The following is a 14911-nucleotide window of genomic DNA, read 5'->3' on the forward strand; positions in this document are numbered from 1 at the left end:
GTCGGCTTTTTTATGCCTTGAAAGCAATCATAACTGAATGATAATTTGTAACTGAACCAATTTGCTTACCTTTGAAAACGCTTAAATAAAGTTATAATGAATAGAAGGAAGTTCTTTAAAAATGGCTCATTGTTTACGATAGGAGCCGCAGTTATCAATCCGTTTGAGGGTGCTGCAAATGTTTTAGATTTAGAGTCTGCTAATAAAAACAAAAAGGCAAAAAATATCATTTTACTAGTTAGTGACGGAATGAGTACTGGTACGCTTAATATGACCGATTTGTTTCTGAACAGAAAAAATGGCAAGGGTTCTAACTGGATACAATTATATAAAGACAACAGGGTTTCCAGAGCTTTAATGGATACTGCTTCAGCAAGTTCCATAGTAACTGATTCTTCTGCCGCGAGTTCTTCATGGGGTGGAGGTTTTCGTGTCAATAATGGTGTTTTGAACGTGAGTCCACAAGGAGAACCACATTTACCAATCTGGCAAAAATTTAAAAAAGCAGGGAAAATGGCGGGTTGTGTGACTACAGTTCCTATTACACATGCAACTCCGGCTGGTTTTTGCGTCAACAGCAAAAGCAGAAATGCCCAGGAAGATATTGCTGAACAATATTTAGAGCTTGGTTTTGATATCATGATGGGAGGCGGAGCGAATTATTTCAGTCCGGAATTGAGAAAGGACAAAAAAGATATGTATGCTGCTTATACAGCAAAAGGATATCAGGTTGTAAAAACAAAATCTGAAATGGAGGCTGCATCAAATTCTAAACCCGTTCTGGGTGTGTTTGCAGATGACGGACTTCCGTATTATGTGGACAGAAACAGTGATGAAAAATTAAAAAACACTATTCCGAGTCTGGCTGAAATGTCTCAAAAAGCAATCGACAGAATGAAGTATCATAAAAATGGTTTTGTTCTGCAGATTGAAAGTGGAAAGGTCGATTGGGCAGCACATGGAAATGATATTGCAGGTTTAATTCACGACCAGATTGAATTTGATGAAGCCGTAAAGGTGGCGATAGAATTTGCTGAAAAAGACAAAGAAACATTGGTAATCATTACAACAGATCACGGAAATGCAAATCCCGGCATTATTTACGGAAAAAATGCCAATGATAATTTTGACAGCATCCAAAAATATACACAGACCAACGAATGGATCCTGAATGAGATAAAACCGCAATCTTCCGTTGCGCAGGTAAAAGAAATTATTGAAAAAGCAAATGGACATTCTGTTTCAGATGAAGATGCCAAATATGTATTAGGCTACTACGACGGATTGCACAAAGAAGATGGATTGTACAATTATAAAAAGCTGCCTTATAAAGCTTTCGCAGAAATGCAGGGAAAAATAAATTCAGTAGGCTGGATCAGCATGGACCACTCGGGAGATTATGTTGAACTGGCGATGTTAGGTCCGGGAAGCGAACTTTTGAAGCCATTCGTAAAAAATACCGATTTGCATTATTTAATGCTTCAGGCTGCAGAAGTGGAGAATAAGTTTTAAGATTTACATAAACTAAAAACAAGCAAAAGCCGAATCTTCATGAAAAGATTCGGCTTTTTATTTAGACAAAGTTTCTAAACTTGAAACTTTAAACCTGAAACAAATAATTAACCTAAAAACGGATATCTGTAATCCTCCGGAGTTACAAAAGTTTCTTTAATAGTTCTTGGAGAAGCCCAACGCAATAAGTTCAAAGCAGAACCTGCTTTATCATTAGTTCCTGAAGCTCTTGCGCCACCAAATGGCTGCATTCCAACAACGGCTCCGGTTGGTTTGTCGTTGATATAGAAGTTACCTGCTGAGTTTTGTAATTTAGTTGTAGCAACTTCAATCGCATAACGATCCTGACTGAAAACAGCACCGGTCAAAGCATACTCAGAAGTAGTATCCACTAGTTCTAAAGTCTCTTCCCATTTGGCATCTTCATAAATGTAAAGTGTTACAACAGGGCCGAACAATTCGGTTTCCATCGTAGTGTATTTTGGATTTGTAGTTACAATAACCGTTGGCTCTACAAAGTATCCAACTGATTTATCATAATTTCCACCCACAATAATTTCAGCATCCGTATCTTTTTTAGCCTGATCGATATAACTCGCTAATTTGTCAAAAGAACCTTCGTGGATAACCGCTGTAATAAAGTTACCGAAATCTTCCGGAGAACCCATTTTCATTGATTTTACATCAGTAATCAATTGTTCTTTAACAGCTGGCCATAAACTTTGAGGAATATAAACTCTTGAAGCTGCAGAGCATTTTTGTCCCTGGAATTCAAATGCACCACGAGTGATACCCGTAACCACTTGTTTTACGTTAGCACTTGGGTGTGCAATGATAAAATCTTTACCACCAGTTTCCCCAACGATTCTTGGATAGGTTTTATAGTTGTGGATATTGGCACCAATTTTTGCCCAGATATCTTTAAATACATGAGTTGATCCTGTAAAGTGAATTCCGGCGAAATCGCGGCTTGCCAAAACAGTGTCGGTAATCATTAAAGCATCTCCAAAAACTACGTTGATTACGCCGTCCGGAACTCCTGCTTCTTTGAAAACATCAAGAATGATTTTTGTTGAGAATACCTGACTATCGCTTGGTTTCCAAACCACAACATTACCCATCATTGCAGCACTTGCCGGAAGATTGGCAGCAATAGCTGTAAAGTTAAACGGAGTTATCGCGTAAACAAAACCTTCAAGAGGTCGGTACTCTAAACGGTTCCATGTAGTAGAATCCGATTTTGGCTGATCTCCGTAAATTTGAGTCATGAATTCTACGTTGTAACGTAAAAAGTCAATCAATTCACAAGAAGCATCAATTTCTGCCTGATGAATATTTTTTGATTGCCCAATCATAGTAGCAGCGTTAATACGTGCCCTGTATGGACCTGCTATTAATTCAGCCGCTTTTAAGAAAATAGCGGCACGTTGTTCCCATGCCATATTGGCCCATGCTTTTCTTGATTCAAGAGCATTAGCAATCGCTTTTTCTATATGTTGTTTTTCAGCCAGATGATATTTTCCAACAACATGCTGGTGATCATGAGGTGCTGTTATATTTTTTGTGTTTCCGGTTCTGATTTCTTCGCTTCCAATATGTAAAGGAACATCAATCTGAGAATTCCACATTGTAGTGTAAGCTGCCTGAACAGCGGCTCTTTCCGGTGAGTTGGGTGCGTATCCTTTTACCGGCTCATTTACCGCCTTAGGTACATTAAAAAATCCTTTTAACATGGGATAAAATATTTTAAAATTACGAATTGTTTAATTTTAGGCAAAAGTACAAAGGTTATTTTGATTATATCACAATACAATATTAAAATGTTGTAATTTAATAAACTAATGATGTCAGGCTGTAAAACATATGTTTGTATAAAAGTTTAAATTTGAGGTACTTCAATTTATAGGACTATGAAAATTCCACTTCTGGCTTTTAACGATAAAGGAATTTACTGCCAGCAGGCCGATGTGTATCTTGATCCCTGGCGGCCGGTAAAGAATGCTATTATTACACACGGTCATGCTGATCACTCTCGTTGGGGAAATCAAAATTATATTACGCATCATACCAATGTGCCGATTATTCGGCATCGTTTGGGCGAAATAAATGTTACCGGAAAAGATTGGGGAGAAACGTTTGTCATTAACAATGTAAAATTCTCATTACATCCCGCCGGACATATTATTGGAAGCTCACAAATTCGAGTAGAACACAAAGGAGAAGTCTGGGTTTTTACCGGAGATTATAAAACGGAAGACGATGGAATTTCAACGCCTTACGAAGTCGTAAAATGCCATACTTTTATCACGGAATGCACTTTTGGTTTGCCGGCCTTTAATTGGACTCCACAAGCAGAAGTAATTACGGATATCAATAATTGGTGGGCAGAGAATAAGGCCGAAGGAAAAACATCAATTCTTTTTGGCTATTCTCTAGGGAAAGCACAAAGGCTTTTAAAATATTTAGACACTGACATTGGTAAAATCTACACGCACGGAGCGATTGAAAACATGACAAATGTCTTGCGTCCTATAGTTGATTTTCCGGCAACAACCTTAGTGACCAGGGAAACCAAAAAAGAAGATTTATTGGGAAATATTGTTCTCGCTCCGCCAAGTGCCCACGGAAGTATCTGGATCAGAAAAATGGCACCTTTTGTAACAGGTGCAGCAAGCGGCTGGATGGCTTTTCGCGGAGCCAGACGAAGACGTGCTATTGATAAAGGTTTTGTATTAAGCGATCATTGCGACTGGTATTCGCTTTTAGATAGCATCAAATCTACAGGAGCAGAAAAAGTAATCTGTACGCACGGTTATACTGATATTTTCTCTAAATATTTAAGGGAATTAGGTTACGACGCCAGAACTGAAAAAACACAATATGAAGGAGAATCGGCAGAAATGGAAAAAGATGAAAAGGAAGTTGTATTGGATCAAAATGAAACTTCGATTAGTACTGAAAATAAGGAATTGTAGATGAAAAATTTCGCCCAACTCATAAAGACACTGGACAGTTCGAATAAAACGAATGTAAAAGTCGATGCACTGACGACGTATTTTAAAAATGCATCGCCGGAAGATAAAGTATGGACGATTGCGATTTTGTCACATCGTCGTCCGCCAAGACCAGTGAATACAACTTTATTACGTATTTGGGCGAATGAACTGGCGAATATTCCCTTATGGCTTTTTGAGGAAAGTTATCATATAGTAGGTGATTTAGCCGAAACAATTGCATTGATTATTCCGACTACCAAAGAACATTCGGATAAAAGTTTAACTGAATACCTTCAGGAGATTATTGCCTTGAGAAAGAAATCAGATATTGAGAAAAAAGAATATTTACACGAGAACTGGCTGGCTTTAAATTATTACGAACGCTTTGTTTTTACTAAATTAATTACCGGAAGTTTGCGTATCGGCGTAAGCCAGAAATTAATGACCAGAGCCTTGTCAAAAGCAGAAGATGTCGATGAAGATGCTTTGGCGTATAAGTTAATGGGAAATTGGGATCCCAATACCATTACATTTCAGGAATTAATTCTGGATGAAAAAAGCAATGATTATCTGTCAAAACCGTATCCGTTTTATCTGGCGTATCCAATAGAAGGGGAAGTTGATGCTCTTGGAAATCCTGAAGACTGGTCAATTGAACATAAATGGGACGGTATCCGTTCGCAGACTATTATCCGTGAAAATGAAATGTATATCTGGTCAAGAGGCGAGGAGCTGGTTACTGATAAATATCCGGAGTTTAAATCTTTTGTCGGTATTATTCCAAACGGAACTGTAATTGACGCTGAAATTTTAGCTTTTACAGAAGGAGAAATCGGAACCTTTAATGATCTGCAAACCCGAATCGGAAGAAAAACCATTTCCGCCAGTTTACTTGAAAAAGTGCCTGTGATTTTAAAAGCATACGATATTTTAGAATGGGAAGGTCAGGATATTCGAAATTTACCTTATTCAGAAAGAAGATTATTACTGGAACAATTATACGATTCCATAAAAGATAAAACACCTCATTTTCAGTTGTCAGAAAGGGTTTTGCTCCATTCCTGGGAAGAGGTAACAACTGAGAGAATGCGTGCCCGTGAAATGAAAAGTGAGGGACTAATGCTAAAAAGAAACAATTCGCCTTATCTGGTAGGAAGAAAAAAAGGCGACTGGTGGAAATGGAAAATAGAACCCTTGGTAATTGATGCAGTTCTGACTTATGCAATGCGCGGACACGGAAGAAGATCTAATTTATTTACAGATTATACTTTCGCACTTTGGCAGAACAACGACAAGGGCGAAAAAGAACTGGTCACATTTGCAAAAGCCTATTCCGGTTTAACCGATGCTGAGTTCAGAAAAGTGGATGATTTTATAAAGAAAAACACACTGGAACGATTTGGTCCGGTTAGAAGCGTAACGCCACAATTGGTTTTTGAAATTGGCTTTGAAGGGATTGCACTTTCCAAAAGACATAAAAGCGGAGTAGCTACCAGATTTCCACGTATTCTGAGATGGCGGCACGATAAAAAAATTGAAGAAGCTAATTCAATTGAAGATTTAAAAAGTATGATTTCATAAAAAAGGCTCAAAAGGATAAAATAACAAAGTTTCAAAGTAAAACTTTAGAAAACAGTTGAACTTTGTCCCTTTGTCCCTTTGCAACTTTGAACCTGTATAAAAAAATGAACAGAGACGAACTATACGCAATTGCAGAAAACTGGTTTCACGTTCAGGGATGGAAAGCTTTTCCTTTTCAGACCCAAACGTGGACAGCTTTTTTACAGGGAAAAAATGGTTTATTAAACGCTCCAACCGGAAGCGGAAAAACCTATGCCTTGTGGTTTCCAATAGTTCTCGATTATATGAAGAAAAATCCGGATTATAAAACCAAACATAAACCCGGATTAAAAGCCATCTGGATTACGCCTCTACGGGCACTTTCTGTAGAAATCAAACAGGCTGCGGACAGAATTGTTCAGGATTTAGATACACAAATGACAGTTGGGATTCGCTCAGGAGATACAACACAAAGCGAAAGAACAAAGCAAAGTAAAAAAATGCCCGATTTGCTCGTTACCACTCCGGAAAGTTTACAATTGCTTTTAGCCTCCAAAGAATTCGCGAAAACTTTTGCCAATTGTTCAGCGATTGTGGTGGATGAATGGCACGAATTACTAGGTACAAAACGCGGTGTTCAAATGGAGCTGGCTTTATCCCGATTGAAAACGGTTGCTCCTAAAATGCGTATTTGGGGAATTTCAGCCACAATAGGCAATTTGGAATTGGCGCAGCAGGTATTATTGGGTGTAGATTCTGAAGCGTATAATAATTCGGTTTTGATTAAAGCCCACATCAATAAAAAAATAAAAGTGCTTTCGATACTGCCGGAAAAAATGGACAGTTATCCGTGGCGTGGTCACATGGGATTACATTTAATCGATGAGGTGGCAAAAATAGTCCGGAAAAGCAAAACCACTTTAATTTTCACAAACGTTCGTTCCGCCTGCGAAATGTGGTTTCAGGCAATCTTAGAAAAATATCCTGAATTTGCAGGGGATATGGCAATGCATCACGGAAGCATCAGCAGGGAAACCCGTTTATGGGTTGAAAATGCAATCAGAAATGAAGAATTAAAAGTAGTAGTTTGTACCTCGAGTCTGGATTTAGGAGTTGATTTTGCTCCTGTTGAAACCATTATTCAGGTGGGCGGACCAAAAGGTGTTGCGCGTTTTCTACAAAGAGCAGGAAGAAGCGGACATCAGCCTGGGAAAGAAAGTGTAATTTATTTTCTTGCCACTCACGCAATCGAATTGATTGAAGCTTCGGCACTGAAAAAAGCGGTTGCCAAAACGATTGTAGAAGACCGTATTCCGTATCTGAACAGTTGGGATGTTTTGGTGCAATACCTGAATACATTGGCGGTTTCAGACGGTTTTTTTCCGGATATTATTTTTGAGGAAGTCAGACAAACTTTCTGTTATCAAAATATAACCAAAGAAAACTGGAACTGGATTCTCAACTTTATTACCAACGGAAGTCAGAGCCTTCAGGCGTATGATGAGTTCAAAAAAGTAGAAATTGAAGAAGACGGAAAATTTAAAATCAATAGCCGGTTAATTGCCATGCATCACAGAATGCAAATTGGAACCATAGTTGGCGATGCATCGCTTAATGTTAAATTTTTAAGCGGAGGTTATATCGGAAATATTGAAGAATGGTTTGCCTCAAAACTCCAGCCAGGTGATGTTTTTACCTTTGCAGGAAAAAGATTAGAGCTATTTCGTGTAAAAAATATGCAGGTTTTGGTTCGAAAGGCTGATCCCAAAAAAGAATCCCGAACAGTGAGCTGGATGGGAGGGCGTATGGCATTATCTGTTCAGATGAGTGAGTTGCTTCGGGAAGAATTGTATGCTGCAAATAGCGAAAATCTGACTCCCGAATTAAAAGCTTTGCAGCCTATTTTTGCAAGACAGCGAAAAGAAAGTATTGTTCCGGATGCGGATGAATTCCTTATAGAAACTTTTAAAACCAGAGAAGGGTATCATGCCGTCTTTTATCTTTTTGAAGGTCGGTTTGTGCATGAAGCTTTAGCCAGTATTTTGTCTTACCGGATTAGTTTATTGTCTCCAATTACTTTTTCTTTAGCTTATAACGATTACGGGTTTGAATTGCTTTCGGATCAGGAAATTGATATGCAGTCGGTTTTTGATAACAATTTGTTTTCTACTGAATATGTGCATCATGATTTGCAAAAAAGCCTTAATTTGACAGAAATGGCCCGAAGAAAATTCAGGGATATTGCGGTAATTGCTGGTTTGGTTTTTACAGGAATGCCCGGTAAACCAGTTAAAACAAAACATTTGCAGAGTGGGTCACAATTGTTGTTTGAAGTTTTCAGGGATTATGAGCCGGATAATTTATTGCTTCAGCAGGCGTATTCAGAAACGTTTGAACATCAACTGGAAGAAGGGCGTTTGATTCAGGCTCTGGAAAGAGTAAATAAACAAACGATAGTATGGAAACAATGCAAAAAGCCAACACCTTTTAGTTTTCCTATTATTACAGATCGACTGAGAGAAAAGTTATCCAGTGAAACATTAGCGGAAAGAATTAAAAAAATGACAGCAAGTTACATGAAATAATGAACATGAAGATTACAATTAACAATCAAAATTTTGTTTTGCATCCGTGTGGCGCGGCTTTCTGGGAAGAAAAAAAAATACTCTTAATATCGGATTTGCATTTAGGCAAAGTATCACATTTCAGAAAACACGGAATGGCGATTCCGGAGAAAGCGGTGCAGGAGAATTTTAACCGGTTAAACAATATTCTGGAATTATTTGATGCCGAAACTATAATTTTTCTTGGCGATTTATTTCACAGCAAAATGAATAACGAATGGAATTTATTTTCAGACTGGACCAAAACAATTACTCAAAAAATCATTTTAGTGGAAGGCAATCACGACATTATTTCGAAAAAAAATTATACGGATTTAAATATCGAAATTTATTCAGAACTCATAATTGATCATTTTCTTTTGACGCATCATCCAACAGACAGAGAAAATTTATTCAATTTTTGCGGACATATTCATCCCGGAATAAAACTAACAGGTTTAGGAAAACAATTTTTGCGTTTGCCTTGCTTTTTCAGAAAACCGAATCAATTAATTTTTCCTTCTTTTGGAGAATTTACAGGAAATTTTTATTTAGTTCCTGATGAAAATGATAGGGTATACGCCCTTGCAAAGGGAGAAGTAATAGAAATAAAAAACAGGGTTTAATTTAAAGCAAATGGAGCACACATTCTGAATGTAGGAACTATCACTTTAAATATTTTTGTTGTAGTAAAATTAATCATATTAAAATGACCTTTCATTGCACCATAAGGAGATGATAACAAACAACCGGAACTGTAAGTATGATTTTCACCTGGTTTTAAAACTGGTTTTTTTCCTATAACGCCTTCTCCATCAACAACTTCAAGGTCGTTAAGAGAATCGAAAATTTCCCAGTGACGTGAGGTTAACTGTACTGAATCTTTACTATGATTTTCTATGGTAACAACATAGCTAAAGGCAAAATGAATCTTGTAGTTCTTGAAGTAAGTACCTTCAAAACTAGTCAAAACAGATATTTTTATGCCTCTTGTTATTTGAGAAACCATAACTAACGTAGTATATATGTGTGTGTTATATGTGCAAACTTACAAAAAAAAATGATTGGATTGAAATCCTTTTTTAGAATGTTTAGTTAATAATATTCAATGAATTAGCATTACCCTTGCCGATAACTCTTTCGTAGCGGTCCGTACTTTCACGGTAATAAACCAAAATAGTGTATTCGTTTTCAGTCTGGTAAAAATTTCCGTCAACGGCATTCTCAAAATCAATTACACCTTTTTTGTCAGCAACCCTGTACTGAAAATTGGTAAAACCCTGCTTGATCATTACTGCTTTTTCATAAATCCCTTTGTCAGCATTATAATCCATTTTGTATTCTGGAGATAAGCTATAATTATTGAACATACCTGTAATATAAATGTCTTTATTTAATCGAAATGCCGGAGCAGACAATGAAAAGTATACCCAGGCATAATCGGCTTCAATTTCCTGATTAGAACCATTGATGTTTTTGACGACAAAATTTCCGTTTATATCCTGATAAACGGTATAAATTTGATTGGCTCTTGCCGGACTTGTATATAAAAACGAACTGTAAATATCACTGGTTGAACTCACTTTTGCAACATTATTATTGGCCGCTCTTATATCCTTGTTTTCAAAATATAAAAATTCATTTCCGCCCCAGAACTGTGTTTCCGCGTCATATTTATAAACCAATTGATTGCTAATTGTATATTGTGGGCGAATATTTTTTATACTAGTGTTAAAATCTCCGTTTTGCAGTAAAAGTACTTTTACGTTTTGTAAAGGTGTCTGAAAAACAATATCATTTGAGGAAATCGAAAAATCAATATTCTGCTTTTCATTAATATTGGCTAAGTTTCGGCTACGTTTTATCTGAGCAGCTACTGTACAGTGGTTTTCATATAAAATAAATTTTCTGGAGAAAACAACTTCCCTGTCTTCGTTAAGGATTTTCAGCATATAATTTCCTGAAATTTTCAACTGTGTAGCAAATTGATTAGGAAAACTAAGGCGGTAATGTGAATAAATCTGAAGCGTATTAAAAGAGTTGGTATAATCCATAATTCTTTGATTGTCAAAACCAAGAATGTAATCTGTTTTTGGGATTTCAGAAGGTTTCCAGTTGTAATCGCAATGTACAATTTCAAAATAATAATTGGCTTCGTTACCAAATAAATCATCAAACTGAAATTGAAATGTAGAGCCTAATTCGAATATCGGAACCACATTACTGCCGTTCTGTACAAAAGAAACAGTTTTGATATTGTAAGGAGGATCTATTTCTTTTTCCTGAGCTTTCGCTAAAGTAAAAATAAAAAGAAAAACAAAGCTTATATATAAAAATTTCGGCATCTTATATAGATTGTAAGATTGTAAATATAACAATTTTATATAATGAAAAATATGCCCTTGTATTGGATTTAACTATTAGGAGCCTAAAATATAAGCTAGATTGCCTTCAAGTTCATCATTAATGTAGCTTTCTTCTAAAAGAGAATCAGCCAACAGTTTTTTGTTTTCCTGAAGGGTAATAATTTTTTCTTCGACTGTGTTTTTCGAAATAAAACGAATCACATTGACTTTATTTAACTGGCCAATTCGATGTGCCCGCGCAACTCCTTGCTTTTCTGCAAAAGGATTCCACCATGGATCTAAAAATAAAACATAAGAAGCTTTAGTAATATTCAATCCGACACCTCCGGCTTTTAGCGAAATAAAGAACAATAATCGATTTTCATTTTCCTGGAACAATTTAACTTGCTGTTCTCTTCTGTTTGCTGGGGTTTCTCCTGTAATTTCACAAAACTCTATTTTATTTTGTTTGCACCAGTCGGTATAGAAATTCAGGTTCGTAACAAACGAACTGAAAATAATGGCTTTTTGTTTTGCTTTGACTAAATTTTCAAGATAATTCGTCACAGCAATAAATTTTCCGGAGTCAATTTCTGAATCGGCATCAACCATTTTAGGATGGTTGCTCAATTGTCGCAATTTCATCAAAGTGTTAATGATGCTGATCTTATCCGGACTTGAACCGTCGGTTTTAAGCAGGAAATTACGCGCTTTAGATTTTTCTTTTTCGTATAATTTTTCCTGTTCCGGATCCATATCGCAGTAATAAATCTGCTCGGTTAATTCTGGCAGATCTTTTAAAACCTGTTCTTTCGTTCGTCGCAAAATATAAGGCTGGATGAGGTTTTTTAATTCGGTTAAAACTTCTTCATTCTGTTTTTTCTCAATCGGAATTTTAAAATTTTCTGCGAAAAAATTATAAGTTCCCAGAATATCCGGATTTATGAACTGCATCTGCGACCATAAATCGTCAAGCGAGTTTTCGATCGGTGTACCGCTCAGCGCTATTTTATGACTTGTACTGATTTTATTGATGGCTTTAAAAATCTTGGAATTTTTGTTTTTGATGTATTGACTTTCATCCAAAATCAGATAACGAAAATCGTATTTTTCTAAAATGGAAATATCACGATGAACGATGCTGTAACTTGTAAAAATTAAATCGGTAGCATCTAATCTGCTTACTAAAAATTTTCGGTCATTCCCCACATATTGCATTTTAGAAAAGTGTGGTGTAAACTTTCCGGCCTCATTAAACCAGTTAAAAACTAATGAAGAAGGAAGAACAATCAAAGCTTTAAGCGGTTCTCTTTCGACAGTTGTTTCATTTGCGAACAAATCAAAATTGGTAGTTTTGGTTGTAAAGCCTAATTGTTCCTGAACGGAAACCAAAACGGCTAAAGTCTGAAGCGTTTTCCCAAGTCCCATATCATCGGCGAGACAAGCTCCAAGATTAGAATTGAAATGACCTAAAAGCCATTTTACTCCATCAATTTGATAGGGTCTCAAAGTTGCTTTTAGCAAATCTGAAGATGTAAATTCAGCCTTATGAATCTGGTCCAAATCATTGTCGATTTCTGAAATTCCGTCTAAAGCTGTAAAATTACTTTTGCGTAAAAGCAGTTCTCCATTTTCTGTTTTGGCCAGTTTTGCCAAAGAGCCATATTTACTGAACCATTCTAACGGAATTAAAAAATAGTTTCCATCAGGCAGCATAAAAAGCCTTTCCTTGCTTTTTATATTCGGAATTATTTCGTTGAAATTGATTTTATAATTGCCAATCGTAATTATAATTTTGATATCAAACCAATCGGCTTTTGTTTCTTTTGCAATCGAAACCGTGTTGCTTTCTGTAATAATTTCTTTGCTTTCGAGTTTTAGGTTTTGAATCGTAAAACCTAAACTTTCAAGTTTTTCTTTGTTGTCAATAATCAATTGAATATTGATATAAGGGTCATTCGATTCTGTTTCAAGTCCAAACAGTTCGTTTTTGACTTTAACTAAACCAATTTCAAGTAATTTTTTCGTGTATAAAATTTCTACGGCACTCCTTTTAAATTGAATTATTTTAGGTTCATTAGCAATACTGAAATCCACAAAAGAATGTGTTTTTTTGCTTTTGCCGGCATCAAAAACATAGCCGTTGTAATCGAAATAAAGATTGAGGTAATAACAGTTTTTAAAGAAATCATAAACAGGCTGAATTGTACTGGAAATGATCTGATCGCGAACCTCCATTTCAAAACCTGTTGCTTCAATATCGATTTTTTTGGCTATTTCGGGTATAAATCCTTTAAAATAATCATCCACTAATTTGGATGGAATTTCGATTGATTTTTTCTTTAAAAATGGGGTAATTTTTTTAGCATTCAGTTCTTTTAATTGTCCTAATTTTTTATCAATAACCAACCATGCCGGCTCATCCAAAAGAATGGTAACACTAGTATTCATCGGTAAAAAAGTAGTTTTGTTTTCTTTTAAAGAAAGGGTATAAGTAATACCTTCGGAATGTTTGTTAAATTGAATATGAGGTTCAAAATCAAGAGGTTCGATAGCAATTCTTGATCGATAAAAGTCTTTTTCAGGTCCCAGATTCAAAGATAGTGGGAATTGTTCTTTCACAATTAAATCGTAAAAAGAACTTAAATTGAAATTTAAATACTGACGGATTGCAAACTCAATTTTAGAATCTTTTTGCAGATCAGCAATTGTTTTTGCCGATTTGATTTTGGCTCCAAACTTCCTGAAAATAAATTCTGGTTTTAAGGATTCACAGGCTGTCAGGATTTTTTTGGTATTGGAATCTAAATTGTCAAAATCAATTCCGAAACTTTCAATGATTTCTTTAGTTGCCTTTTTGTCAAGGTATTTTATTTCACTCGAATTCTCAACAATATAAGCTGTTGGGATATACGTATTCAGATTTTTTTCAAAACTGATGTCAAAACAAAACTGAAATAATTTAGTAGGTTCCAAGTTTTAGGGATTTGGTTTAGGCTTGTAATTTGGGAGTTAGCATAAAAAAAGCGTTTTCAAATTATTTCTATTTTGAAAACGCTTTTTAAAAGAACTTATAACTTATAGGGTAAAAAATTAATTTTCCTGTTTAAAGCAAAGCGGAATAATTTCGCCTTTTGCCAGACAGTATTTTTCGACCAATTCGGGTGCAATTTTATTAGTGTAATCTTCTTCGATAACAATAAAACCGATGCTTCTCAATTTATCAAAATAATCGCGACCATATACACGAACGTGATCGTATTGTCCGAAGATTTTTGCACGTTCCTTTTGATCTGTAATAGAATCATCTGCAAAAGTAACTTCGCGGGATAAATCCTGTGGAATTTGCAAAACTGCCATTCCGCCTGGTTTTAAAACCCGGAATAATTCCTGCATTGCTTTGGTATCGTCCGGAATATGTTCTAAAACATGATTACACAAAATAACATCATATTCATTGTCCTTAAAAGGCAAATTACAAATGTCTGCTTTTACATCTGCCAAAGGAGAAAGTAAGTCGGTTGTAGTGTAATCAAGGTTTTTCTGCTTGCGGAATCTTTTGTAAAAAGCCTGTTCCGGAGCAAAATGCAATACTTTTTTAGGAGCTGTAAAAAAATCGGTCTGATCGTTTAAATACAGCCAAAGTAAACGGTGTCTCTCTAGCGAAAGTGTGCTTGGCGAAAGCACATTATTACGCTGTTTTCCGTATCCGTAAGGCAAAAATGACTTAAAGCTTTTTCCGTCAATAGGATCGGTAAATTTGCTTCCTCTTAATGATAAAGCTAAAATAGGGCGTGCCACATAACTCAAACGAATTAATAGGGGGCGGGGTATTGTATTAAGTACTAATTTAAAAAGTTTTTTCATGAGTGTTGTTTCGCAGAGTTACACAAAG

10 protein-coding genes are annotated in these 14911 nt (G+C 35.9%); 5 read left to right on the top strand and 5 right to left on the bottom strand.

The window, feature by feature from the left end; genetic code table 11:
* Positions 1–96 precede the first annotated feature (96 nt).
* The gene (locus tag OZP09_RS16290) at positions 97–1512 is read left to right on the top strand and encodes an alkaline phosphatase (RefSeq protein WP_269234762.1); all 1416 of its coding nucleotides are present in this window, start codon (positions 97–99) and stop codon (positions 1510–1512) included.
* Between the two features lie 107 nt (positions 1513–1619).
* Here OZP09_RS16290 and pruA read toward each other — a convergent pair whose 3' ends face one another.
* Entirely contained in the window at positions 1620–3245 is a 1626-nt protein-coding gene (gene pruA / locus OZP09_RS16295) for an L-glutamate gamma-semialdehyde dehydrogenase (RefSeq protein ID WP_281309663.1), read from the bottom strand.
* A gap of 177 nt (positions 3246–3422) precedes the next feature.
* Between pruA and OZP09_RS16300 the strand changes: the two genes are divergently transcribed.
* The 4 genes from OZP09_RS16300 to pdeM all read left to right on the top strand — a co-directional run bounded on the left by OZP09_RS16300 (position 3423) and on the right by pdeM (position 9297).
* Positions 3423–4487, top strand: a complete 1065-nt coding sequence (locus tag OZP09_RS16300) for a ligase-associated DNA damage response exonuclease (RefSeq protein WP_269234764.1) — start codon at positions 3423–3425, stop codon at positions 4485–4487.
* Entirely contained in the window at positions 4488–6089 is a 1602-nt protein-coding gene (locus OZP09_RS16305) for an ATP-dependent DNA ligase (RefSeq protein ID WP_281309664.1), read from the top strand.
* 104 nt (positions 6090–6193) lie between these two features.
* Positions 6194–8653 (top strand): ligase-associated DNA damage response DEXH box helicase, encoded by a 2460-nt coding sequence (locus OZP09_RS16310; RefSeq protein ID WP_269234765.1) that lies wholly within the window; start codon positions 6194–6196, stop codon positions 8651–8653.
* Between the two features lie 5 nt (positions 8654–8658).
* Positions 8659–9297: a ligase-associated DNA damage response endonuclease PdeM gene (gene pdeM / locus OZP09_RS16315; protein ID WP_349293602.1), complete on the top strand. Its 639-nt coding sequence runs from the start codon at positions 8659–8661 to the stop codon at positions 9295–9297.
* Here pdeM and apaG read toward each other — a convergent pair.
* The 4 genes from apaG to OZP09_RS16335 all read right to left on the bottom strand — a co-directional run bounded on the left by apaG (position 9294) and on the right by OZP09_RS16335 (position 14883).
* Positions 9294–9680, bottom strand: a complete 387-nt coding sequence (gene apaG, locus OZP09_RS16320; protein WP_110348906.1) for a Co2+/Mg2+ efflux protein ApaG — start codon at positions 9678–9680, stop codon at positions 9294–9296. The two genes, pdeM and apaG, sit on opposite strands and share 4 nt — an antisense overlap.
* Before the next feature lie 82 nt (positions 9681–9762).
* On the bottom strand, positions 9763–11016 hold the full coding sequence (locus OZP09_RS16325) for a type IX secretion system plug protein (protein ID WP_269234766.1): 1254 nt from the start codon (positions 11014–11016) through the stop codon (positions 9763–9765).
* Between the two features lie 75 nt (positions 11017–11091).
* Positions 11092–13992 carry a DEAD/DEAH box helicase gene (locus OZP09_RS16330; protein ID WP_269234767.1) on the bottom strand — a complete coding sequence of 967 codons (2901 nt, stop codon included), beginning with the start codon at positions 13990–13992 and terminating at the stop codon, positions 11092–11094.
* Between the two features lie 117 nt (positions 13993–14109).
* Positions 14110–14883: a class I SAM-dependent methyltransferase gene (locus OZP09_RS16335; protein WP_269234768.1), complete on the bottom strand. Its 774-nt coding sequence runs from the start codon at positions 14881–14883 to the stop codon at positions 14110–14112.
* Between the last annotated feature and the right edge of the window lie 28 nt (positions 14884–14911).

This window comes from Flavobacterium flavigenum, assembly GCF_027111255.2.
Lineage (GTDB): Bacteria > Bacteroidota > Bacteroidia > Flavobacteriales > Flavobacteriaceae > Flavobacterium > Flavobacterium flavigenum.

Bases quoted from the DNA above. Each gene is read 5' to 3' on its own strand.
- OZP09_RS16290 (WP_269234762.1), top strand. From the start codon at position 97: ATGAATAGAAGGAAGTTCTTTAAAAATGGCTCATTGTTTACGATAGGA.
- pruA (WP_281309663.1), bottom strand. From the start codon at position 3,245: ATGTTAAAAGGATTTTTTAATGTACCTAAGGCGGTAAATGAGCCGGTA.
- OZP09_RS16300 (WP_269234764.1), top strand. From the start codon at position 3,423: ATGAAAATTCCACTTCTGGCTTTTAACGATAAAGGAATTTACTGCCAG.
- OZP09_RS16305 (WP_281309664.1), top strand. From the start codon at position 4,488: ATGAAAAATTTCGCCCAACTCATAAAGACACTGGACAGTTCGAATAAA.
- OZP09_RS16310 (WP_269234765.1), top strand. From the start codon at position 6,194: ATGAACAGAGACGAACTATACGCAATTGCAGAAAACTGGTTTCACGTT.
- pdeM (WP_349293602.1), top strand. From the start codon at position 8,659: ATGAAGATTACAATTAACAATCAAAATTTTGTTTTGCATCCGTGTGGC.
- apaG (WP_110348906.1), bottom strand. From the start codon at position 9,680: ATGGTTTCTCAAATAACAAGAGGCATAAAAATATCTGTTTTGACTAGT.
- OZP09_RS16325 (WP_269234766.1), bottom strand. From the start codon at position 11,016: ATGCCGAAATTTTTATATATAAGCTTTGTTTTTCTTTTTATTTTTACT.
- OZP09_RS16335 (WP_269234768.1), bottom strand. From the start codon at position 14,883: ATGAAAAAACTTTTTAAATTAGTACTTAATACAATACCCCGCCCCCTA.